Source organism: Alteromonas sp. B31-7, from assembly GCF_015767655.1.
GTDB lineage: Bacteria > Pseudomonadota > Gammaproteobacteria > Enterobacterales > Alteromonadaceae > Alteromonas > Alteromonas australica.
Window position 1 is genome coordinate 41,564 of the sequence record NZ_CP065233.1, and the last position, 23,453, is coordinate 65,016.

The window sequence follows — 23,453 nt, forward strand, 5'->3', positions numbered from 1 at the left end:
GTTACTCCAATTCAGCATTAATGTTTTACCACCGAGTCTCAGCTTTAATGAAAATCCCGTGAGGTTAACGACAAAGACGCTAACCAGGGCGTTCGGTCTATCAGCTTACCTGCAATAATATGAATGACTCCCTCTTTAGAGCGCTCAATCACGCCATTGACTTGAAGTAGCTTCGCTTTTAAAAACGTGGGTTGCTGCGCTCTTGCAGTAGATACCCATACCACAACATTCATGTTGCCAGTGTGATCTTCAAGGGTAAGGAAAGTAACCCCTGCTGCGGTTCCCGGTGCTTGGCGTCCTGTCACACACCCAAGTACCTTTACCACCGACTTGTGCGTTTTTCCGTGTAACTTATCTGCCGTTGTAATGTAGTTAAGTGACTTTTCGCGGTGTAGTAATGCCACAGGGTGATCGTGTGTACTCAGCCCAGTAGCCGCATAATCTTCAAGTAAGTTGTCTGCATCATTTGGCGTAATGGCCAAACTATCATTATTAGGGCAGTCATCGAATAATGGCAGGGTTGCTTGATTGTCCATCATTCGCCACCGTGCTTGATAGCGGTTACCCGTTAGCGCATTGAATGCCCCTGCACTGGCAAGTGCTTCAAGTTCGTCCCGCCTGATGTTTAGGCCTTGTATTGTTTCAATGCGTGTAAACCCTTCAAGTGGGCGTTGCCGGCATAACTCATGGGCGGTTGCCTCTCCCAGCCCCTTAATTATAGCTAATCCCAATTGAATTTTCTTATAGCCTTTATGATAAACCACCTGATGTTCGTAGCATGATTGGTTGATACAAGGGGGGATTACCGTAATCTTATGACGTTTTGCGTCTTGCACCAATTGAGAGGGAGAGTAAAAGCCCATAGGCCAGCTATTCAGTAGCGCCACGTAGAATTCAACCGGAAAGTAAAACTTGAGCCAACAGGATACATAAGCTAGCACTGCAAAGGACGCCGAGTGAGATTCCGGAAAGCCATAGCCGGCAAAGCCTTTTATTTGTTCGAACAGGTTATGGGCAAAATTCTCGTCATAGCCTCTTGCTACCATGCCTTTTATTAATTTATCGCGAAATTCGAAAATTCTGCCGTCTTTTTTCCAACTGGCCATAGCACGGCGAAGTTGGTCGGCTTCTCCACCGCTAAACCCCGCAGCAACCATAGCAAGTTGAATCACTTGCTCCTGAAAAATAGGGACGCCCATGGTGCGTGATAGCACGTTTTTTACTTCATTCGAGGGGTAGCTAATGCTCTCGTTTCCATGACGCCTTAATAAGTAGGGGTGCACCATGTCGCCTTGAATGGGCCCAGGCCTGACAATGGCGATTTGCACAACCAAGTCGTAATAACAGCGGGGCTTAAGCCGCGGTAACATAGACATTTGAGCCCGTGATTCAATTTGAAAGACACCCACGGTATCGGCTTTACAAATCATGTCGAAAACCTGAGGGTCGTCTCCCAGTTTGGTAATGAAAGGAATGCTCACAGGAACGGGGTAATGTTTGTTTATTAATGCGAAGGTGCGCCTTATTGCGCTAAGCATGCCTAATGCTAATACGTCCACTTTGAGTAGCCCTAAGGTCTCTATGTCGTCCTTGTCCCATTGAATAATGGTTCGCTCTGGCATAGCGGCGTTTTCTACGGGAACCAGTTCATAAAGGGGGCCTGAACTAATAACAAAGCCCCCAACATGCTGTGATAAATGCCGCGGGGTACCCAGTAATTGCTCGGTGATATTAATCAGCTGCTTTACGCGTTTGTCATCTCCCTTAAGGCCAAGCCCCTCCAGTTGGGATTGCCAAGGAATAACACTGTCTCTACGGTTAATTTGTTTCACAATAAAGCTCAGTTGAGACTCATTGAACCCCAGTGCTTTACCGGCGTCCTTAAAGGCTGATTTAAAGCGATAGCAAATGACGGTGGCAGCGATGGCCGTGCGTTCGCGCCCATATTTTTTATAAATGTATTGAATAATTTCTTCCCGTCTTTGATGCTCAAAATCCACATCAATGTCTGGGGGCTCGTCACGCTCTTTAGAAATGAAACGCTCGAATAGTACATTAATTTGCCGAGGGTCTACCGCCGTAATTTCTAAGCAGTAACACACCACAGAGTTCGCGGCTGAACCTCTGCCTTGATACAAAATTCCCTGCTGTTTGGCAAATTGCACAATGTCGTAAAGCGTCAGGAAAAAGTAGGCATAATCCTGCTCTTCTATCAGCTTCATTTCCTTTTCAATTATGGCCCGTACTTTTTTGCTCAGGCCTTCTGGGAAGCGTATGCGAATGCCTTTTTCAACACACTGGCGTAAGTAGGCTATGGCTGTATAGCCTGTAGGCACCAATTCGGCAGGATACTGATAACGTACTTCATTGAGTGAAAAGTGACAGCTTCCAGCGAGTACAGATGTGTTGTCTATCCACCGTTCGGGATAGAGTTTTTGAATTTTATTGATGGGCCTTAAACTACGCTCTGCATTACTGATTGCATGGCGACCCAGGTTGCTCACGGTGGAATGTTCACGGGTAGCCTGTAATACATGTTGCAGGGCTAAGTCGTCGCTATGGTGCATTAATACCCCCGTGCAGGCTACTACGGGGAAGTCGTAGTGCTGTGCTAGGCGGTTATAGGTCGCAAACCTGTGATGGTCGTTACCGTCGAGTAAACGTTGAGCCCCAATATGGGTGTGAATAGCCGAGTGTTGACTTAGCCATTTGGCCCAATAGTCGTCGTGGGCTTGCTGAGTACTAGGCAGCCAGATGAGTTTGCAGTGCCGAATAGTACGCAAGTCCCATTCCGCTAATTGGTATTCCCCCTTTTTCGAGCGCCTTCTGGCATTGGTAATGATACGGCATAGCTCAGAATAGGCGGCCTTATTTGGACATAACAACACGAAGGCAAAAGTGTCGTCAAAAACAAAATAGCTACCCACAATCAGTTTTATGGGTAAACGTTGCTGGGTAATAGACGCATAAGCGCGTACCACACCTGCCACCGAGCATTCATCCGTTATGGCTAGTGCGTCGTAGCCTAAAAATGACGCCGTGGTGACCAGTTGAGCGGGGGAAGATGCACCGGTTAAAAAACTATAGTGACTTTGGCAAAAAAGCTCGCTGTACATTAGCTATATATTCCCTGCATCCACCATCGCTTGTGATGATCTTTAAACACGAGTAAGCGCCTGCCTTGTAGCGTTTGCGCAATAAAGTAATCCCGTGGTTGCGCTTCTTCTTCCCACCACAGGGTTTGCAATCGTAATGGGCCAAAACAAATTTTACTGCCTTGCGTGAGAGGTTTTGGTTGGCTAAACAAAAAGGTGGGTGCTGCATCAAACTGGTAAGTCTCGGTGGCATGCTGTACATCATAGGTACACATTTTCTCAAAGGCATGACTGTTACCCATCAAAGGTTGTTGTGTGCTTGTGTCGCCCAACTTTGCTTTTAAGCGGCCAATAAGCTGTTTTTGCGCTAATGTGGTGAAGCGGTTCGAGAATAAATCGCCGTTGTCGCCTGCGGTCGGCTCAAATTCGCAACATGTCAGGGTTAACGAAATAGCGGGGGCGGGTAACGCTAAGCGCTCTGTCTTGAGTACGGCTAGCTCCAGCCAATCTTTTAGTGCTGTTGTGGGCAAGGCGGCGTTTACCGCCAGCCGTAGGGGGCTTACCTCTCTGAACGAAATACGAAATTCAATGGCGGACGTTGTAAGGTTACGGGCTCTTAAATAATGGCTCAGGGTTTCAAGCTGAATGTTAAGGTAAGGCTGTAAGTGTTGGGTGTTTTCTACTTCAAACGACAAAGCGGTGGTTTTTTCAAAGGTATCGCTAGGCCTAAATACTTGTCGTGTTGGAAAGGTCTCTCCTCGTAAGGCGGTAAGGTAGCGAATGGTGTCATTGGTGAAACGACGGCCTAATTCGTGAACTGGCATACTGAGTAATTGCCCTACTTGAGTTATGCCCACTTTTGCTAGCGACGTAATGGCTTTACTGTCTAACTCTGTTTGAGAAAGGGCGCAGGTGGAGAGACTTTCCCTAATATCTGCAGTCTGGATACTCACTTTATTATGATGATTTTTGGCTAGCAGTCGCGCAGCTTCTATTCCCCACGCTGTAGCATAATTATAGTGAATGCCTGAGAGAGAGATTTCGTGGGTTAAGGTACTCCACAATACCTCGTAGCTGCCGTAATACTGCACTAAGTTATCTAAACGTATTGCCAAGCTATTTGTGTCTTCAAGGACAATATCCGAAGCTAATGGATATAATCGGTGAGCCAAGCTAATCAAAGTGTCTCTTTCTGCCTCAGCACGGTAAGTTAAAATATTGACATGAGGGCAAAGGGCGGCGGTTTGTGCTAAACCAAACCCCACGTCTAGCCCCGTGTCTTTTGCTGGTGGATTTAATTGTACGACAGCGTTATTTTTTTCGTTATATACCACCGTTGGCACAGGGCAAGGCGATGCACTTTGCTGTGACACATAAGTGTCGAGGGTGAGTTGGTAGCAATGAAAGTAGGCCCAAAGCATGACTAACTCACAGAGTGTAAAGGGCGCGGGTTCCTTTTGTTATTCAACATTGCCCATTGAATGGCGTGATTGCTAGGCGTCCAAGTAAAGGGAATAACAAGGTTATTGATTGGCCAGCCCTGCCGATGTTTCAGAATATCCACCACGATGTTGCTTTCTTTTACGGCTAATTTGATATCAAGTACCACCGGAAGGGATGTCATATTTTTATTCAAGTGTGAAAATAAAAAACATAGAGCATCGTTGTGGCTGGCCGCCACTTGCAACCGACGGGCTTCTTTTGGTGATATTGCGTTACTCCATAACAGTACGCAATGACATGCTGCGCTTTTAAGGCATTGCTCAGCCGCCCATAAGGCGTCGGCGTCGTTAGTGGGAGTGATGATCAGTACTTGCTCTATGGCAATGCCTTGGCTAACAAGCCAAGGGGCTTGTAGTTCAGCCGGTGGGTTAATGAATACACGTAATTTATGCTCCCGAGGCTGACTAATCACTTGTTTAAAGAGCGACAATTCCCCCGAGCCTGTTGCGCAGGACACTCTAATCATGCCTGATGTATGAATACCACCTTGTAATACCTCATCTAGTTTATCCACACCCAAGGCAAAACGTGCGCATGCGCCATGCTGATCACGGGCTCGCCATAGGTTTGGATTGTTATGTAAAAGAGATAATGGGTCTTTCATAAACACTATAATACTGTATTTATGTACAGTATTATAGTGTACGTACTTGGGTTTTCAAGCAAAGCGGCAGCGTTTCACGCTGCCTTTTAGCTAACTCAATGAAAAATAGAAATAAAGGAAGGGTAACTAAGACGCTTGGTTTTCTTTTTGTGCAGCCGACTTTGTGGTGCCACTGATGGTGATTGTAATAAGCTGACAAGCGGCAATAAACCCATCAGCTGAGTTTTTAGACCAAGCCATTCGAACATTACTTGGCATTTCCTTTAGTACTTCTTGCAGGTCTGTCAGGCTTAATTCTTCATTTTTTAACACCTGATTAAGCGCTTCTTCAAGGGAAGCTCCTTTTTCACAGCAGGCCATTACAATGGTGGAAAAGTTACTCATAAGCACCATAAAAGCAGCATGCTGCTGGGCATTAATAAGCCTGCGTTTAAAGGCGTTTTCAGTGCGAGTAGACAGGTTTTTCTCTAATGCTTCTGTCACCAGCACTAGGTTGCGGTACGCATGAGAAACCTTACTATTGCTTTGTTTTGCCGAGGTGCGTGTAAGGGCTAATTCCCTTTGCAAGTTTTGCATGCGAAGCACAAGGTATACGGAAAATAGGAGAAGAACTCCCATCACTGCAAATGCCACCACTATCATTGTGTTATTGCCTTTTGTTGTTTTATAAATGTATTGATGTGTTGCTCTAAGATAAACAAGGGAACCGAACCATTTTCTAATACCGCCCGATGAAACTTACGTACATCAAAATGCTGTCCCAATGCCTTTTCTGCTTTTTTACGTAATGCTTTTATTTTTATCTCACCAATTTTGTAAGATAACGCTTGCGCGGGCCAAGATATATAGCGGTCAATTTCCGTATTCACATTGTGCTCAGAAAGGGCCGTATTTTCCATCATATAATCTACCGCTTGCTGACGGCTCCAGCCCATAGTGTGCATGCCAGTATCAACCACTAAGCGACACGCCCGCCACATTTCATAGCTAAGACGACCAAAGTTATCATAAGGGGTTTCGTAAATACCGGCTTCTATCCCCAGAAACTCTGAATACAGCCCCCAGCCTTCACCAAAGGCGGAAATATAAGTATTGCGGCGCACCATGGGAAGCGCGTCTAACTCTGCCGCCAGCGATATCTGTAAATGGTGGCCAGGCACAGCTTCATGCAAAGTGAGAGCAGGCAAGGCATACAGCGGGCGCTTATCTAGGGCGTAGGTGTTTACCCAATAATAACCAGGTTTATCATCGCCACTAGGATGAATGTAGCGGCCAGTGGTGTACTTAGGTGCAATATTATCGGGTACTGGCGCAACGCCATAAGGGGTGCGGGGTAAGTATTCAAAAAGTGAAGGTAACTTAGCGTCCATTTTTTTTGCAATAAACGACGCTTCTTTTAGCAAGTCTTCCGCTGATTCTGCGTAAAACTGTGGGTCCTCACGGAGAAATTGAATAAAATCGTTGATGTCACCGTGGAATTTGACCTCATCCACAATGCGTTGCATTTCTTCTCGAATGCGCGTTACTTCGCGAAGCCCGAGCTGATGAATTTCTTGCGGCGTCATATCCGTGGTGGTGTAGTGCTTGGCTCGGTTAGCATAGTAGGCGTCGCCTTCGGGCCAATGCTGAGCGGCAATAGACTGGCGAGCGCCAGGTATATACTCATTTACCATGAAGTGATAAAACTTCTGATAGGCCGGTAATACACTTTTCTCAACGGCCTCTCTACCGGCAGCGTTAAGGGCTTTTTTCTGAGTAGCTGAAAAGTAATCAGGAAAAGACGTAAAAGGCGTATAAAAGCCACTGTCTTCAGGCCGGTCAACTAAGTAGGCTTTTATTGCCTCATCAAATCCTTTCAGCACCACCTTCGGTTGCGTATACCCTTCTTTTAAGCCTTGGCGCATATAGCTAATTTGTTGTTCAAAGTAAGGCGGCAAACTATGGAGCCGGTGAATGTAGGCGAGGTAGTCTTCGTCGGTTTTGAAACGAGATAAGTGAGGTAATCCGGCCATGGTAGCGTGGAAGCCATATTCCGAATTAATTGGAATAAGGTGCGCGCGAAAGCGGTATTGATCAATATAATCATCTAACCGGTATTTTTGCATGAGCAAAGCAATAAAACCGTCATTGGAGAGGTTATCAACATTATATTTCTCCAACGCGTTTCGGTATTGAACCCACATACCGTGCTTGCGAGCTAATGCTTCAGGAGAAATATCAGGCAGTTGTGCCGCTAAAGAATGGTCACCGTGACGAGATGCAAGTAGCGGTGACACACTGAGTTCATATTGCCAAATTTCCTCTAGCAAGGTGTAAAATTCGGCATCTTTAGCGGCGGTGGCAAGTGATGAAAAACTTGCCAAGCTAAGCAATAAAGCAAAAAAATAACGAAAAGTCATTAGGCCTCCGGCAACCTTAGTGCCGGAAACAAACCCGGCGGGTTACTCTTTGTTGGGTGTATATATGGGTCGGGGGAATGACGTTACTTTATCAGACTTATTGTCTAATTGAGTAATTTTAGCCGTTCCTTTTTTATTCACAGCATCAATACGTAAGACATTATGCATAGGTATATAAGTTTTTGAAACATCGCCAAATTCTGACTTCAGTTTTTCATGACTAGGGTCTACCACTACACTGGTGTGGGTGTCCCACACAAAGTCACCTATTTCAACGAAGCCAAAAAGCGCGCCTTGGGTTAGGGTTTTTACGTACAGTTCGTAGCGTTCACCGTGACTAATAAATTGTATTCGATATAAAGGTTCGTTGTTACTCATGGTTTGTTCTTAGTTGCTCAAATAAACACTATGCCAAAGAAGCGGAAGTTTACATTGGTCTATTTATACGGGCAATGATGGAAAAATACAGGGTTAAATATTGCCAAAGCACTTCTGTACGATACTATGTTGGCAGATTTAAAGACGGTGAAAACATAATGATAAAAAAACTACTTATAGGTGGTGCAGTGGCGGCAATGACATTGTCGGCATGTGCACAAAAACCTGAAACGACAGACAGTGGCTTTAATCCTGATACACAACGAATAAAGTCACACTTATTTTTTCTTGCAGACGACTTGTTAGAAGGCCGTGACACAGGGTCGAAAGGCCATGAAATGGCGGCGTTATACATAGCCACTGAATTTGCTAAATATGGTTTGAAGCCAGCTGGGACCGACGGTTACGTTCAACGCGTTAACTTTCGTAAGGCTAATCTTATTCAAGAATCGCCAGCGTTTACCCTTACCCGTGGCGGCGAAACCATTAATTTTGAATACCCCAAGCAATACTTAGCAGGCCCAAGCCTACTTTCCACTGACGCAAAAGTAGAAGGTGAGTTAGTGTTTGTCGGCTACGGTATTGTGGCTGACGAACTTGACCATAACGACTACGAAAATATGGATGTAGACGGCAAAATAGTGGTAACACTTGCCGGTAAGCCAGGCGACTTCCCCTCAGAAGAAGGCGCTCACTTTGCTTCAGGGTATCAAAAACAAAAATACGCTGCTGAGCGTGGCGCTATTGGCATGATCACCATCACGACGCCAAAAAATGAAAAAGTTCGTCCGTATCAAAGCCGTTTAAGCTATATACATACTCCCCGTATGGCATGGCTAAACGAAGACGGTGAGCCAGCGAATACCTTTGCACAAATAAAAGGTGGTGCTTACCTTAGTGAAGGGGCAGCAAAAACCTTATTTGACGGCGCAGAGCACTCGCTAGAAGAAGTGTATGCTGAACTAGAAGCAGACAAAGTGCCTAAAGGTTTTGAACTACCAGGTACAGTTTCTCTTAGTAAACAAAGTACTCACGAAGTGGTAAGCAGCCCCAACGTAGTAGGTATGCTAGAAGGTTCAGACCCCACTCTGAAAAACGAGTACGTGGTTTTCTCTGCACACTCAGACCACATTGGTTTTGCGAAAACGGTAAAGAAAGACAACATCAATAACGGTGCCATGGACAATGCCTCTGGTACCTCTGTGATGCTTGAAACGGCGCGTTTGTTTAGCGAAATGAAAGAAAAGCCTAAACGCTCAATTTTATTCGTTTCGGTAACGGGTGAAGAAAAAGGCTTATTAGGTGCAGATTACTTTGCCCGTAACCCGACCGTTCCTGTTACTTCAATGGTGGCTAACGTTAACCTAGACATGCCTATTTTAACTTACGAGTTTGCAGATGTTATCGCCTTTGGTGCAAACCACAGCGATTTACAAGACTCGGTGGAAAAGGCCGCTGCTAACGCAGATATCGAACTAAGCCCAGACCCATGGCCAGAACAAGCCTTATTCACTCGCTCTGATCACTATGCGTTTGTAAAGCAAGGTGTGCCTGCGGTGTTTATGGTACCAGGCCTAAAATCGAAAGATCCTAATGTGGATGGAAGCAAGGTATTCGGTCAGTTTTTATCAACTCACTACCACAAGCCTAGCGACGATATTCACCAGCCGTTTAACTGGAATGCAGCAGAAACCTTTACCAAGGTAAATGCACAAATTGGTTGGACACTGGCAAACCAAGAAGACAAGCCAAGCTGGAATGAAGGCGACTTCTTCGGTACCACCTTCGGTCAATAAGACAGTAAAAAGAAGAGCCAGACATCATCAGTCTGGCTCTTCTTTCTTTATCGCTATTCTCGCGGCTAACGGCTAACGGCTAACGGCTAACGGCTTACAGCTTGCGCTTTAATACGGTAGAGCTAACATTTGGCGTATAGTCAAAATACACCATTTCACAAGTGACGCTTGGGTATTTACCCTTCCAATCCGACCCCACCGAGATAGCATCAATACGATATTCATCCACCACTTTTTGCTTATTCTTATCGACTTGTGGGATAACTTCGTCCACATAGCGGTTTGACTCTAATATAGAAATTCGCTCTTCAAATGGAATGAGGGGCGGGCGACCTTTCGACTGAATAATTAACTCATCGGTAGACACGCCTACAATTAAATAGTCACATAATTGCTTGGTTTTTTTCAGGATATTGAGATGGCCTTGATGGAAAATATCAAAGCACCCTGAGGTATACATACGACCGTACTTCTTACCTGAACTGATTTGCGGAACAGAAAGCAATGCAAAGTCGGCCTTAAGGGTAGATAACAACTCATCACGATAAATGTCATCTAAAGGCAAGACAGATTTTAAGTTAGGTGGGCTAGGCCAGCTGGTGTCTTCAAATTGCTTCTCACAAAATGTGACAGGGCTATCGTAACGTGGAATAACATGAAAATGCACGGCGGGATCGACCATCATCAGCATAAGGTAATTAATTTTGCTGAAGTTGAAGCGCTTTTTCAGTATCCTCTCGATATCAGCAATAACCTGTTTTTGCTCTCTAGCAGCCTCTTCAGAGATATCGGCATATTGATAGACATCTTCTTTGCAAATAAGTACCAAAGAACCAATAGTGACTTGGCCTGGTCTTAAGAGTACATGCCAGTAATCGTAAGTCTTAATAAGGCTTTCTGGGTATCCGAACTTTGATAATGTGGCGTTTAGCATGGCTCTCAACGATTAGTTTATAAATTGACATCTCATTATAATATAAACAAAGAGTTACGCTAGTTAGCAAATTTACAAAGTTACTTTTCTTATTGTAAAAAGAGTCTAATTATCTGTATGAATATCGTTTTTGACACCGTGAATGTCTACTACTTGCCTCAATTTCTTCCTATTTGTGAAGAACTCACTCGACGAGGGCATCAGATAACGTTTGTTTGCTATAAAAATAAGAATAGCGAAGATAAATTTACGCAAGTACTCACCGCGCTTGCCTATAACTATCATTGGGTAGAAGACGACAAGTCTGCCCGAGACTATTACGTAGAACATAAGCCAGACTGGATCTTTTTTGGTAACGCTTTTGCGTACTTAGATGAAATCCATCAAGCCAGCAAAACCGCTCAGTTAGGGCATGGCGTAGGCCCAAAACCCAGCTATTATCATAAGTCGGTAACCCCAATGACCGTGCGTTTTATTGAGGGTGAGTTTAGGCTTAAAAAAATAAGAGAGCTATATCCCAACGACAACTTTGTGCAGGTGGGCTTCTCCAAACTCGATCCGCTTTACAACAACACAGAGGCCGGGCTCGATTATGCCAAGCTAGGTTTAGACAAAAGCAAAAAGACGCTGCTATTTGCCCCTACTTTTAACCCAAGTTCATTAGAGCGCTTTCCTAATGATTGGCCTCGCTACTTTGAAGATTTTAATATTCTTATTAAGCCTCACACCTTCACCTACACCCGTGAAGCTTATAAAAATCAACGCAAGAAGCTAAAAAAGTGGGCGGCATTTGAAAATGCGTATGTGGCTAGCGAATACGAATTGTCTCTTCTGCCGTTTATGAAAGACGCTGACATCTTATTAAGTGAAGCCTCCAGTACGTTATTTGAATTTGTCGCACTGTCTAAGCCGGTGATTGTATGCAATTTCTTCAAGTTGAAATGGTCTTATCGCGGAATTTTCAAATACCGTTTCGAAAAACGATTTGGCAAAGACAATGTTATTTATGAAAACATAGGGCTGCACATCAATAGCTTTAGTGAATTAAGAGAAGCGGTAGAAAAGCAATTGGCCGAGCCCTCTTTGTACGCCAAGGAACGGGCAGAATATACACGAGACCATACTGGCCCTACCGACGGCAAAAGCTCAGCACGTATCGTGGATTACTTAGAAGCATACTAACGAACTACGCCTTCGGGCGTGAATAGTACTAAGGTAAGGCGAGGTGTGCGTGAGTGTTAGCCTGTGCGGCGAAGGCACAGGCTAAACGAGTTAGATAAACAGCTGTTTAAATACTTGCCACTGTTCACTGAATTGTTCGGTGGGTTTACGGGTGAAGCCGCTACGAATATAAAGGTTAATTCGACCGTCCACATAACAAATCATCAAGTTGGCAATAACTTCTTCTTCTGCCGATAAGGTCTTGCCTTCACGCAACTTGCGCTCTCTTAACACTTGCTTCATTTGCGTTTCTAGACGCTCATATAATTTCGCTATACGGGCACGCAAACGGTCTTGCTCTCCCATTAAGGCATCACCGTTTAATATGCGGGTAATCCCTGGGTTTTTCTCAGCAAAGCCTAAAATAAGATGCAAAATAAGTTGGCAGCGAGCCGCAGAGTCTTTTTCTTCGTTCACAATTTTGTTGATGCGTGTGAACAAGGTTTCTTCAATAAACTCTATAAGTCCTTCAAACATACGAGCTTTGCTTGGAAAGTGGCGATAAAGCGCCGCTTCAGACACGCCCACTTTTTCTGCAAGTTTGGCGGTAGTAATACGTTGACCAGCGTTAGTTTCCAACATTCCCGCTAAGGCTTGTAAGATTTGCGCTCTGCGATTTGTTTTTTTGACAGCAGGCATGATGAGAGTAATTCCTCCACAATCGAGCAAGAATCGCTCGTATTCCATGTTAAGTTGGCCAAAGCCAATGGCGTTATAATTTGTCGTTATTATTATCGACGTAATAACCGCTTTATTAAGTCGTGTTGCTAATTTTTATTATATTGCTGCGCTATTAAACTCACCAAGCCTTTCGCTAATTCAGCTTTACTGGTGGCAGGTAAGTGTTTATCGCCGTCGTTCCAAATTACATGCAGCGCATTGTTATCACTGTTAAAGCCTAACCCTTCTGCGGTGATATCGTTGGCGGCAATCATGTCTAAACCTTTATTCACCAACTTGCCGCGGGCGTAGGCCTCTACGTTTTCACTTTCGGCGGCGAAACCCACACAAAATGGCTTGTTCTGACGGGCAGCGATAGTAGCTAGAATATCAGGGTTTTTAATAAAAGTAAGTGTTAACTCATCGCCTACTTTTTTAATTTTATTTTCAGCCACCTGACTGGCTTTGTAATCTGCCACGGCGGCAGTAGCAATAAAAATGTCAGTGCTTTCAGCATAAGTTTCACAGGCCTTAAGCATGTCGTCAGCCGAGAGTACATTGTGGCGCTGACAGCCTTGAGGCGTGGGCAAATTAACCGGTCCTGCAACCAATGTTACCTGCGCGCCTGCTTTTACCGCAGCATCAGCAATCGCGAACCCCATTTTTCCCGAGCTATGATTCGAAATAAATCGTACAGGATCGAGAGGCTCTCTCGTTGGACCTGCGGTAACCATTATTTTTAAGCCTGCTAACTCAGACGTTGGCTCACTAAAGGCGTGATCTACGCTGTCGGCAATATCTACGGGTTCTACCATACGGCCAGCGCCTACGTCACCACAAGCTTGTTCTCCACTTGCAGGCCCAATAAAGCTGATGCCTTGTTGTTTTAACGTAGCGACATTGCTTTGCGTAGCCGGTGCTTTCCACATTTGCTGGTTCATTGCCGGGGCAATCATGATTTTCGCCGTGGTGGCTAAATATAATGTGGTTAACAAGTCGTCTGCCAACCCCACCGTTAATTTTGCCAGCGTGTTGGCGGTAGCGGGGGCTATAAGCAGTATGTCTGCCCACTTAGCTAACTCAATGTGCCCCATGGCCGCTTCTGCGGCAGGGTCGAGTAAATGTTGATGCACAGGGTTGCCCGATACTGCTTGAAGCGACAAAGGGCTAACGAACTCAGCGGCGGAGGCTGTGAGAACCACGCGCACATTGGCACCTAGCGCAGTAAGCTTACGCACTAAGTCTGGTGCTTTATACGCGGCGATTCCACCACTGATACCGAGTAAGACATTTTTGTTGGCTATGGGCATAGCGAAAACCTGCTTTTAATCATCTCATTAGCCTATCATGAAGCATGTTTTTAAGGTAGCTGAACGAAAGTACATACCCATAAATAGGCACGGAAAAAGCGCGTTTCTATTCTTTTGGTCAGTCGTTAATAAGGGGAATGAGCGGTATAAATAGAGGCCTACGTTTACACAAGGATAACTATGTCAATTAAAGTGTGGCCTATACAAGAACGTCCCAGAGAAAAGCTGCTGACGCTAGGTTCGCATCACCTCAGTGATGCAGAACTGATTGCCGTGGTACTGGGGGCGGGAACCATGGGAAAAACAGCTGTTGCATTGGCAAGAGAGCTGCTTGGTGAAATGGGCTCCCTTCGAGAAGTGGTCAACAGTACCCAAGCCACCTTTACTAAAACGCCGGGAATAGGCCCATGTAAGTACGCGCAGTTTCAAGCGGCCTTTGAAATCTTTAGGCGCAATTTAGAAATACCCTTGAAGCGCCAAGATGTCTTTCATAATGTCGACGACACTAAAATTTATTTACAGGCAGCATTACGGGATTGTCAGCAAGAAAAGTTCGGCATGCTCATGTTAGATAGCCAACATCAGCTTATCGCTTTTAGGATTATGTTCACAGGGACAATAAATAGTGCCGCAGTGTATCCTAGAGAATTAGTTAAGCAAGTAATGAAAGACAACGCTGCCGCGATCATTTTGGTCCATAATCATCCTTCTGGCGTAGCAGAACCGAGTCATGCAGATATTCGATTAACCCAAGAGATCCGATCTGCGATGACCATGATCGATGTCGCCGTGCTAGATCATTTTGTGGTTGGAGACACAGAAACTGTTTCATTTGCACAGCGAGGCTTGTTAAACTAAGTATCTAAATTTTTTTCGATTATAATGTAGTCAAGTAGTTGAAAATGATTTAGCATAGGATTCTAATGGGTAAGTTTCAGAAAAGGACTAATATGAAAAAGTCAATTATTGCTTTATTCGCGGCTGCTACTATGGTTGCAGGCGTAAACGCACAAGATGAGGCCGGTGGCACAGGTTTAGGTGTGACTACTGGTGGTTTAGTGGGAACAGGTATAATTGGTGCAGCGATTGTTGGCGGTATTGCTTCTAACAACTCTGCAACCACACCTGACGATGACGATGATGTTGTTGATCCAGTGCTTAGCTGTGAAGGCGACGACGAGATCGTAGACGGTGTATGTCTAGGTACAACAAATACCTTAACTAGCACAGTAACGGTATCTGGTACTCAAACAGTAACCAAAACAATTACTGTTCCTGTTACCTTTACCTACGCACCGACTATTCAGTAAAAATAGATTCGTGTGAAAAAGCCGCTTTTGTTAGCGGCTTTTTTATTGATAAAAATAAAGTTTCGCACTTTCCTTCCGTCTATTGCTGAAGCACTTTTCAATGAAAAATAAACACTTCTTGCTTATTGTAAGCCTTATGTCTCTTTTGATGACGGGATGCTCATCAACCACGCAGTCATATATCAAAACCATTCGTTTAGCGTTAAAAGATCGCTCCGTAAATTATACCCTTGATGAGATCGCCAACAACAAGGGCGATCTTATGCAGATCAAAGCTGGGGAGCGGGATCAAGCATCATTAGGTTTAGCCTTCATCGATGGCGACAAGCATCGCTGGGTATCCGGAGACGGGGTTGTATTTACCCTGCATCACGGCGTAATAGTACAAACCGAAGGGTTAGACAGAGATTTGTACTACACAGGAAACTTATTACGTAATCCTCTGTCTGGTAAAGACAGACTCGCCTATGAGTGGGACCGCAAAGTCGATATTGAAGGCACTGGGTTTGGATTACCGGTTTTCTCCACATGGCGTATTGAGGGTGAAGAAACGAAAGACTATTTAGGTTTTTCCATTCGCGTATTAAAACTCTCTGAACAGGTTAGCTTCCCCGATTCCACCCCGTTTATTGAAACAGGCCTTGAGTGGGAAAACACCTATTATCTTGATGCTACAACCAAAGAGTTGTTAGCGTCTAAGCAAAAGTTCTCGCCTCAGGGAGATGTCTACGACATGGTGTATTTAAGTCGCGTTGTGCGCCTTATGAAGAGCAAAGGAGTTATTGCACAATGAAACGATTAAACGTGCTTTTCCTTGGTGCGCTCATACTCATGGCGCCCCTTAGCGTATTTGCTCAATTAACCATACTGATCAATAAGCAGCCTTATGAATTTCCTCGCCCAGTAAGGTTAAGCAGTGTGTTGTCTGTAGTGGCAGATTCTGGCGACTGGTACTGGCCTGCCGCTGGGGTGTTTAACTTGAACGACGCTACCGCCGAGCGTGAGAAAGAAGCCATATTGTCTGAATTAAGAAAGTTATTGGCTCAGTATGAAGAAGGCTCAAATCGGCATGATGCCTTAAGTGGTTTATATACGCAGGTGGCTTCATGGACAGTGGCGACCCGCGTAGAGATGCCTGTGTCGTACACAAGGGCACGACTTTATCCAGAAGAAAATCCCATGTTTCAACCGGGGAAGTACTTGCTTAGGCTAAGCGGTCGACCTGATGTTATCCACTTTTCTGGCGTGGTAGAAAAGCCCGGTGCTTATCGCCATTCATCAGGTGCTGTTTACACCATAGCGAACTCCGTTAAGCATAGTGCAGGCGCTGACAACAGTACAGTGTATGTCATCGACCCAATGGGGAACGTTCACCTAAAAGGTGCAGCCTATTGGAATGTCGATTACGCGCAAATTATGCCGGGTAGCCAAATTTTTGTGCCCATTGCTGGCAATTTTATCGGCAACACAATGGATACGCTAAACCAGCGTATCGCACATTTAGCAGTACATAGGATCCTTGTGCAATGAGCGCGTATTTTCCATATAAGAGATCGGCACTCGCACTTTTTATAAGCAGTGCCTGCATGTTTCCAGTGGCCGCAGAAACCGAAAGTGAACGAACAGAGCTGGCGGTAGAACCTTCTCAAATGGTGCAAGGGGGGGCAGGGCTTATTCAGACTCCCACGGCACGAATGCGTGACGAAGGTGCGTTCGCTGCAAGTTATACCGATAATGGCGAATATCGTTTTTGGTCGGTAAGCCTTCAGTTATACGATTGGATGGAAGCCACCGCACGCTATACCGACGTACGCACGCGTTTATACAGTGACGTCGATTCGTTTAGTGGCGATCAAACGCTAAAAGATAAAGGCCTAGACGTAAAGTTTCGACTGTGGAAAGAAAGTTACTACTTGCCGGACATCTCTGTGGGCTTTAGAGATTTTGGTGGTACAGGTTTCTTTGAAAGCGAATACGTGAATGCCAGTAAGTCCATTGGCCCCTTTGATATTCACCTTGGCGTGGGTTGGGGTTATTTGGGTACCGCCAGTGATTTTACCAATCCATTTTGTGAATTTAGAGAAAGCTTTTGTGAGCGTCCGACAGGGTTTTCCGGTGAAGGCGGTAAAATTGATTACGACCAGTTCTTTAAAGGCTCAGCGGCCATTTTTGGCGGTATTGAGTACCAAACGCCGTGGGAACCGCTAACGCTAAAGTTAGAGTTTGAGGGTAACGATTATACCCAAGACCGTGCTGGCGTACTTGAACAAGATAGTCGCTGGAATGTGGGGGCGGTGTATCGGTTGGATAATTTTGACTTCAGTTTAAATTACCAACGTGGCAACACCGTGGGCTTTGGGGTGACGTACAGGTTCAATATGAACACAATTACCCAGCTTAAATTTGATAAGCCGCCTAAATCGCTAATGGCTCGTCGGGCCCCCGAAACGATTGACGAGGTAGACAAGTCTCGCTTGTATAATACCTTGTATCGCTCTGGTGGATTTGCCTTAACGGACGCCAACATCACAGAAAAAGAAGCCACATTCTACGGCACTCAGTATGCTTATCGAGATCAAGACGAAGCTATTGAGCGAATAGGGCGCATTGCTGCGGCAGAGTTACCAGATTCTGTAGAAACGTACCACGTTATTGATAATAGCGGTGGCTTGCCCATGGTAGACACGCAGATAGATGCAGAGGCGTTTATTGACGCTGCGCGCTACGAATCCCTTGAGGCTGACATTACGCAAACCTACACCCGTACAGCGCCGTCAGAGGAAATTATTGATGCCTATGATGCGTCAAATATCGAAGGGCTGTTCTACAGTGCTGATTTCTTCTTTACTCAATCATTCGGTAACCCTGAAGACTTCTATCTGTACCAAACCGGGCTTATTTTAAGTGGCGGTTACTCGGTTAACAATAAGTTGTCTTTCATCTCCAGTATGCGCGTAACCTTGCTAGATAACTTCGACCAATTTAACTTTCTAGTTGATAACGAAGAAACCTCGGTGCCGCGCGTGAGAACCCGTGTACGTGAATACGTCACTGAAAACCCCATTGGTTTAGACACCGCGTTTGCGCATTACCAAGACAGCGTTAGCGAAAACCTATTTGGTCAAGTTTACGGCGGCTATTTAGAAACCATGTTTGCCGGTGTGGGTGGAGAGTTGCTGTATCGACCTGTAGATAGCCATTTCGCTTTTGGTATCGATCTTAACTATGTGAAACAGCGCGATCCTTACAGCAAACTGGCCACTATCGATTACGAGGCCATTACCGGCCATGCAAGCGTGTATTATCGCCCGCCGTTTTTAGAAGACACCCAAATTACCGCCAGTGTGGGTCAGTTCCTTGCTAAAGACAAAGGGGTTAATATCGACTTCGCTAAACGCTTCGACAGCGGCATTATCGTGGGTGCCTACGCCGCATTCACCGACGTGTCTTCTGAAGAATACGGCGAAGGTAGCTTTACCAAAGGATTCTATATTTCCATTCCTTCAGATCTGTTCTTATTGCAGCCATCTAAAGGTAGGGGATCCTTCCCTTGGGTGCCAATTGCCCGAGACGGTGGGCAAATGCTACGTCGCCCTGTTCGGTTAATTGATACCACTGAAGTAAGATCCCCTTTCTTCGACTAATCCGTTAGTAGGCGAGGGCTATTTGCTCTCGCCTATAATAATTATTTGCCAAATTTTACGAAAAAAGCGCGTTTAATTGTTTAACTTGTGTTACTTTTCACGCCCCACGTGAAGGTACAGATCCTAAAAATCGGCTTAGCCGATCCGCGAGGTAAAGACGAAAAACCCCGCTTTTTTGTCTAAAGTGGATAAATAAGTGACAAAAATTGAGCTTTTTATAGTTTCTTATTGAAATCCGCAGGGCTTTGCTGTATAAAATGCGCCCTCTAATTTATAGTAATACGTCATTTGACCCAACGTCTGTTTGAGCCGTGGGATTGACTGGCGCGACAGTTATCGTTGTTCTGGAGACAAATACAATGTCAAGAGTATGTCAAGTAACAGGTAAGCGTCCTACGGTTGGTAATAACCGTTCGCACGCAAGAAATGCGACTCGTCGTCGCTTTTTGCCAAACCTTCAAACTCACCGTTTTTGGGTTGAGAGCGAAAACCGTTTCGTTAAACTACGTTTGTCTGCGAAAGGCATGCGTATTATCGATAAAAAAGGTATCGATTCAGTATTAACTGATATCCGTGCCCGTGGTGAGAAAATCTAAGGAAGCCGACAATGCGTGATAAAATTAAACTAGTTTCTTCAGCAGGTACAGGTTTCTTCTACACCACTGATAAAAACAAGCGTAACATGCCTGGCAAAATGGAGATCAAAAAGTTTGATCCCGTTGTGCGTAAGCACGTTATGTTCAAAGAGGCAAAAATCAAGTAAACAAACTTGCTTTTGTCTCCACGAAAACCCGGCTTTGCCGGGTTTTTTGCGTTAGACAAAGTGGAAAGTCTACGCCGTTCCCTTTACTATGTTGTTGAACAAATACAGTAGGGTAAACAGTGGCAAGACTTTCTCAAAGGGCAATGAATAATGTGGTGATCCTCGCGATGTTAGTGATGATTGCTTTATTCAACTTAGACAAGTTTGCCTCAACGCCAGACGCCCCCTCGTCACGCTCGCTTTTACCAAGCGATGCCTATGTTTTAAAAATAGAACAAGATGGCCATAAGCTAGAGCGCAACGGCCAAACTTGGCGACAAGTGTCTGGCAGGGCAGCGTTGCCGGTAACGCCACAAGCGCAATATGCGGCATGGCAACAGGCTGCCCTAGTGCCAACGCCCTTGCCAGATAGTGCCTTATCTCAGGTAGAACCCATTATTACCGTCGTATGGCTTGCGGGCTATTCTCAGGGCATTGTGTTCGCCTTCTACCCCAGCTCTCACCCCACGACAGTAAAACTTGATGGTCAATGGTACGCATTGGAAAACGCCGAATTGCGCACGCTCTTGCCTTGGCTTTCCTTCGCTGACCAATAACGGCAGCCTTGTTGGAGTATTTTCATGCCTGAATTACCAGAAGTAGAAGTGAGCCGGTTAGGTATATCACCGTTTCTTCAAAACCAAACCATTACCAATATCATCGTACGTGAACGGCGGATGCGGTGGCCCATTCCCGAAACAATCGCCGACGTGATAGGCCATTCTATTTCGGCAATAAAACGGCGAGCCAAGTACCTGCTAATTGAAACTTCAGTGGGCACGGTTATTTTGCATTTAGGTATGTCGGGCAAATTACGGGTTATTGATGCGGCAACGCCGCCAGTGAAACACGACCATGTAGATATTGTTTTAGCCTCTGGCCAGTGTTTACGGTTTAACGACCCCAGGCGTTTCGGTGCGGTGTTGTTCCAGCCATCCGGTGAAGCGTTAAGCCTACTTGCGCACCTAGGGCCAGAGCCACTCACAGACGACTTTGATGACCAGCGTCTTTTTCAGTTATCTCGGGGCAAAAAAAGCCCAGTAAAAACTTTTATTATGGACAATGCAGTGGTTGTTGGAGTGGGCAATATCTACGCAAACGAAGCCCTATTTTTGGCTGGCATTCGCCCAACTAGGCAAGCTGGAAATATTAGTTTAGCCCGTTACCAGGTGCTTACCGCTACCATAAAGCAAGTACTAGCCAAAGCTATTGAGCAAGGGGGCACCACGCTGAAAGATTTCGCCCAAGCCGACGGTAACCCGGGTTATTTTGCGCAACACCTCAATGTGTATGGGCGAAAGGGCGAGCCATGTGAGGTGTGTGGTAATGCTATTCAAAGTAAGGTGATAGGACAGCGGAACACGTTTTTTTGTACGCAATGCCAGCGTTAGAATAACACTGGCATGCTGGTTGTGGGGCTTAGACTTTTTTGTCGTCTCTGCTTAAGCGGTCTTTTAACGCTTGTTCTACCACAGGGTGGCAAAAGCCGCCTACTTGGCCGCGGTGTAAGGCGACTTCTTTTACCAAGGTAGAAGAAATAAAAGAGTTTTCTTCAGCGGGGGTAAGAAACACACTTTCTAATTTTGGGTTAAGCCTACGGTTCATGTTCGCCAGTTGAAATTCGTATTCAAAATCGGATACCGCACGTAGGCCGCGGATAAGAATAGTCGCATTTTGTTGGTCAGCAAAATCGGCTAATAAGCCCGTAAAGCCTACCACTTCTACGTTGGCCAAATCTGTGGTGACTTTTTTAATCATTTCCACCCGTTCTTCAAGTGAAAATAAAGGCTTCTTGCTAGGGTTGGATGCAATGCCAACAATAACGTGAGAAAACAGTTGCGACGCCCTTTCTATAAGATCGGCGTGTCCATTTGTAATTGGGTCAAACGTACCCGGGTACAGTGCTCTTGTATGCATATCGTTCACATTTTTATCGTTGAAGCGCAACAGTAGCGATAATTGCTCAAAGATGCAATTCAGTTACTGTGGTAACCGTCTAGGCAATGCTGCCAATCGTCGGTCTGCCAATGAAAGACAGGGTTGAGGGCCTTCTCTTTATTTAACGAACGTAGCAGCCTATCGAGGTTTCCTTTTTTCCAATGATCGCCACCTCGTTTATGACATCGGTCAAAGTCTATTAACCAAATATTGCCCTCATCATCCATCATGATATTTCGGATGTTGGCGTCATGATGATACACCTGACATGCATGCATAGCGGCTAGGGCCGCGCCTACTGCCTGCCATCGCTCTGCGGATAAGGGCTCACGGGTTAAAATATGATGCAAATCTTGGCTGCTAGGAATGGTTTGGGTAATTAAATCACCACGGTAAATTAACCCGCGCCTATGGATGTACGCACCAATGGGGGTAGGCACATTCAGGCCATGTTGCCGCATGATGTGCAAAAGCCTAAATTCCTCGAATGGCCGAGAGTGTTCCACACCAAGAAATACGTATTGGTCGCTAAGTAGCTTACCCACTAGGCCGCCGCGCTTAAAATGGCGCAACACCCACTCCTGACCTTCGTGAGACACAAACACGGTGGTGCCTCTGCCCTTAGCGAACCCCGTAATTTTGTTATGGATCTGCCAAAACTCGCGACTGAACATGTCAGTGGTTGGCTCTTTCATCAGGGTATCATCGTATAGAAAATGATGCCCAGCACCTAAGTCTCGTCGTATTATCGCCATGCCGTCCACAACTTTATGGTAAATTTGCCATTCTAACGATTTATTCTGGTATTTCAGCAACGAGAGAGCATCTGTGGGAAAAAAGATTTGCTTAATGCGCCTATCGGCCATTGGAGATGTGTGTCATGCAGCCGCAATGGTAACAAGAATTCAGCATCATTGGCCCAGCGCGGAAATAACCTGGGTGATTGGCAAAGTTGAATATCAATTGGTTAAGTTAATGCCCAATGTACGCTTTATTATTTTTGATAAATCACAAGGCAAGGCTGCAGTAGAAGCATTAAAAGAGACCGTGCAAGGCGAAGTGTTTGACGCCTTGCTCATGATGCAAGTAGCGTTACGAGCCAATTTAGCCTCTCGCGTGATAAGAGCGAAAACACGAATAGGCTTTGACTGGGCGCGCAGTAAAGAGTTGCACTGGTTGTTTGCCAATAAGCGAGTGGCAGCGCACCAACACGCCCATGTATTAGAAGGCTTTATGGATTTCGCCGATGCCCTTGGCGTCCCCCCGTCTGATCCTCTACAGTGGAATATTCCAGTGTCTGAAGAAGATGCACAATGGGGCGAAGGGCAAGCGCAAGCACTAGGCAAGTATGTGGTCATTGCACCCGCCGCCAGTAAAGCAGAAAGAAATTGGCTGCCAGAAAGATACGCTGATATTGCAAATTATATCAATGACAAAGGGATGAGTGTGGTATTGTGCGGCGGCCCAGGCAAGCTAGATAGGGAAACCGCCGATGCTGTGCTTGGGCATAATGCAAAAATAGCGCAAGACTTCACGGGTAAAACCTCGTTACATCAGTTGCTTATGTTACTAAAACATGCCGAGTTTGTTATTGCTCCTGATACCGGCCCTGCCCACATGGCCACCACAGTAGACACACCAGTGGTTGGGCTTTATGCCCATTCTAACCCTCGTCGAACTGGCCCATATAAAAGTATTCATCGCGTAGTGTCAGTCTACGATGACTGTATTTTGCAGCAAAAAGGTAAACCTTGGACGGCATTACCTTGGGGCGCGCGAGCGAAGGGCAATGATTTGATGGAAAAAATAACGTTGGACGCGGTAATTGAACAAGTTGACGAACTCTTTACTTAAGTTCA

23 protein-coding genes are annotated in these 23,453 nt (G+C 45.4%); 12 read left to right on the plus strand and 11 right to left on the minus strand.

Annotation, left to right across the window (positions count from 1 at the left end):
- Positions 1 to 44: 44 nt before the first annotated feature.
- The 6 genes from IUA53_RS00190 to IUA53_RS00215 all read right to left on the minus strand — a co-directional run bounded on the left by IUA53_RS00190 (position 45) and on the right by IUA53_RS00215 (position 7,979).
- Positions 45 to 3,116 (minus strand): error-prone DNA polymerase, encoded by a 3,072-nt coding sequence (locus IUA53_RS00190; RefSeq protein WP_196897801.1) that lies wholly within the window; start codon positions 3,114 to 3,116, stop codon positions 45 to 47.
- Positions 3,116 to 4,516: a Y-family DNA polymerase gene (locus IUA53_RS00195; protein WP_044055430.1), complete on the minus strand. Its 1,401-nt coding sequence runs from the start codon at positions 4,514 to 4,516 to the stop codon at positions 3,116 to 3,118. The genes IUA53_RS00190 and IUA53_RS00195 overlap by 1 nt, the downstream gene beginning before the upstream one ends.
- 2 nt (positions 4,517 to 4,518) lie before the next feature.
- The gene (gene imuA / locus IUA53_RS00200; RefSeq protein WP_044055431.1) at positions 4,519 to 5,202 is read right to left on the minus strand and encodes a translesion DNA synthesis-associated protein ImuA; all 684 of its coding nucleotides are present in this window, start codon (positions 5,200 to 5,202) and stop codon (positions 4,519 to 4,521) included.
- A gap of 126 nt (positions 5,203 to 5,328) precedes the next feature.
- Entirely contained in the window at positions 5,329 to 5,844 is a 516-nt protein-coding gene (locus IUA53_RS00205; protein WP_231401212.1) for a hypothetical protein, read from the minus strand.
- Positions 5,841 to 7,601 (minus strand): DUF885 domain-containing protein, encoded by a 1,761-nt coding sequence (locus IUA53_RS00210; protein ID WP_196897803.1) that lies wholly within the window; start codon positions 7,599 to 7,601, stop codon positions 5,841 to 5,843. The genes IUA53_RS00205 and IUA53_RS00210 overlap by 4 nt, the downstream gene beginning before the upstream one ends.
- Before the next feature lie 42 nt (positions 7,602 to 7,643).
- Positions 7,644 to 7,979 carry a DUF1820 family protein gene (locus IUA53_RS00215; protein ID WP_044055433.1) on the minus strand — a complete coding sequence of 112 codons (336 nt, stop codon included), beginning with the start codon at positions 7,977 to 7,979 and terminating at the stop codon, positions 7,644 to 7,646.
- 158 nt (positions 7,980 to 8,137) lie between these two features.
- Between IUA53_RS00215 and IUA53_RS00220 the strand changes: the two genes are divergently transcribed.
- Positions 8,138 to 9,775 (plus strand): M28 family metallopeptidase, encoded by a 1,638-nt coding sequence (locus tag IUA53_RS00220; protein WP_044058618.1) that lies wholly within the window; start codon positions 8,138 to 8,140, stop codon positions 9,773 to 9,775.
- Positions 9,776 to 9,869: 94 nt separating this feature from the next.
- Here IUA53_RS00220 and IUA53_RS20215 read toward each other — a convergent pair whose 3' ends face one another.
- On the minus strand, positions 9,870 to 10,709 hold the full coding sequence (locus tag IUA53_RS20215; RefSeq protein WP_231401213.1) for an adenylyltransferase/cytidyltransferase family protein: 840 nt from the start codon (positions 10,707 to 10,709) through the stop codon (positions 9,870 to 9,872).
- A gap of 117 nt (positions 10,710 to 10,826) precedes the next feature.
- On the opposite strand from IUA53_RS20215, the gene IUA53_RS00230 reads away from it, so the two are divergent.
- Positions 10,827 to 11,891, plus strand: a complete 1,065-nt coding sequence (locus IUA53_RS00230; protein WP_196897805.1) for a CDP-glycerol glycerophosphotransferase family protein — start codon at positions 10,827 to 10,829, stop codon at positions 11,889 to 11,891.
- A 90-nt stretch (positions 11,892 to 11,981) separates the two neighbouring features.
- Here IUA53_RS00230 and slmA read toward each other — a convergent pair whose 3' ends face one another.
- Positions 11,982 to 12,569: a nucleoid occlusion factor SlmA gene (gene slmA, locus IUA53_RS00235; protein WP_044055435.1), complete on the minus strand. Its 588-nt coding sequence runs from the start codon at positions 12,567 to 12,569 to the stop codon at positions 11,982 to 11,984.
- A 128-nt stretch (positions 12,570 to 12,697) separates the two neighbouring features.
- Positions 12,698 to 13,900: a bifunctional phosphopantothenoylcysteine decarboxylase/phosphopantothenate--cysteine ligase CoaBC gene (gene coaBC, locus IUA53_RS00240; RefSeq protein ID WP_196897807.1), complete on the minus strand. Its 1,203-nt coding sequence runs from the start codon at positions 13,898 to 13,900 to the stop codon at positions 12,698 to 12,700.
- Between the two features lie 180 nt (positions 13,901 to 14,080).
- Here coaBC and radC point away from each other — a divergent pair, with 180 nt between their 5' ends.
- The 9 genes from radC (at position 14,081) to mutM (ending at position 21,047) form a co-directional block, all read left to right on the plus strand.
- Complete coding sequence (gene radC, locus IUA53_RS00245) at positions 14,081 to 14,758, plus strand: RadC family protein (protein WP_044055437.1); 678 nt, start codon at positions 14,081 to 14,083, stop codon at positions 14,756 to 14,758.
- 92 nt (positions 14,759 to 14,850) lie between these two features.
- The gene (locus IUA53_RS00250) at positions 14,851 to 15,210 is read left to right on the plus strand and encodes a hypothetical protein (RefSeq protein WP_196897809.1); all 360 of its coding nucleotides are present in this window, start codon (positions 14,851 to 14,853) and stop codon (positions 15,208 to 15,210) included.
- Between the two features lie 100 nt (positions 15,211 to 15,310).
- Positions 15,311 to 16,003 carry a YjbF family lipoprotein gene (locus tag IUA53_RS00255; protein WP_044055439.1) on the plus strand — a complete coding sequence of 231 codons (693 nt, stop codon included), beginning with the start codon at positions 15,311 to 15,313 and terminating at the stop codon, positions 16,001 to 16,003.
- A complete protein-coding gene (locus IUA53_RS00260) occupies positions 16,000 to 16,740 on the plus strand; it encodes a capsule biosynthesis GfcC family protein (protein ID WP_196897811.1) in 741 nt (246 codons plus the stop codon). Before IUA53_RS00255 ends, IUA53_RS00260 begins: the two co-directional genes overlap by 4 nt.
- A complete protein-coding gene (locus IUA53_RS00265) occupies positions 16,737 to 18,854 on the plus strand; it encodes a YjbH domain-containing protein (RefSeq protein WP_044055441.1) in 2,118 nt (705 codons plus the stop codon). The genes IUA53_RS00260 and IUA53_RS00265 overlap by 4 nt, the downstream gene beginning before the upstream one ends.
- Before the next feature lie 359 nt (positions 18,855 to 19,213).
- On the plus strand, positions 19,214 to 19,450 hold the full coding sequence (rpmB, locus tag IUA53_RS00270) for a 50S ribosomal protein L28 (RefSeq protein ID WP_044055442.1): 237 nt from the start codon (positions 19,214 to 19,216) through the stop codon (positions 19,448 to 19,450).
- Positions 19,451 to 19,461: 11 nt separating this feature from the next.
- The gene (gene rpmG / locus IUA53_RS00275) at positions 19,462 to 19,617 is read left to right on the plus strand and encodes a 50S ribosomal protein L33 (RefSeq protein ID WP_013786148.1); all 156 of its coding nucleotides are present in this window, start codon (positions 19,462 to 19,464) and stop codon (positions 19,615 to 19,617) included.
- Between the two features lie 119 nt (positions 19,618 to 19,736).
- Complete coding sequence (locus tag IUA53_RS00280; protein WP_231401214.1) at positions 19,737 to 20,213, plus strand: hypothetical protein; 477 nt, start codon at positions 19,737 to 19,739, stop codon at positions 20,211 to 20,213.
- A gap of 24 nt (positions 20,214 to 20,237) precedes the next feature.
- Positions 20,238 to 21,047: a bifunctional DNA-formamidopyrimidine glycosylase/DNA-(apurinic or apyrimidinic site) lyase gene (gene mutM / locus IUA53_RS00285; protein WP_196897813.1), complete on the plus strand. Its 810-nt coding sequence runs from the start codon at positions 20,238 to 20,240 to the stop codon at positions 21,045 to 21,047.
- 28 nt (positions 21,048 to 21,075) lie between these two features.
- Here the strand turns inward: mutM and coaD are convergent, their stop codons facing one another.
- Complete coding sequence (coaD, locus tag IUA53_RS00290) at positions 21,076 to 21,573, minus strand: pantetheine-phosphate adenylyltransferase (protein ID WP_044055445.1); 498 nt, start codon at positions 21,571 to 21,573, stop codon at positions 21,076 to 21,078.
- 59 nt (positions 21,574 to 21,632) lie between these two features.
- Positions 21,633 to 22,460, minus strand: a complete 828-nt coding sequence (locus tag IUA53_RS00295) for a 3-deoxy-D-manno-octulosonic acid kinase (protein WP_231401215.1) — start codon at positions 22,458 to 22,460, stop codon at positions 21,633 to 21,635.
- 25 nt (positions 22,461 to 22,485) lie between these two features.
- Here IUA53_RS00295 and IUA53_RS00300 point away from each other — a divergent pair, with 25 nt between their 5' ends.
- Positions 22,486 to 23,448, plus strand: coding sequence for a glycosyltransferase family 9 protein (locus IUA53_RS00300; protein ID WP_231401216.1), 963 nt, complete (start codon positions 22,486 to 22,488; stop codon positions 23,446 to 23,448).
- Positions 23,449 to 23,453: the final 5 nt, after the last annotated feature.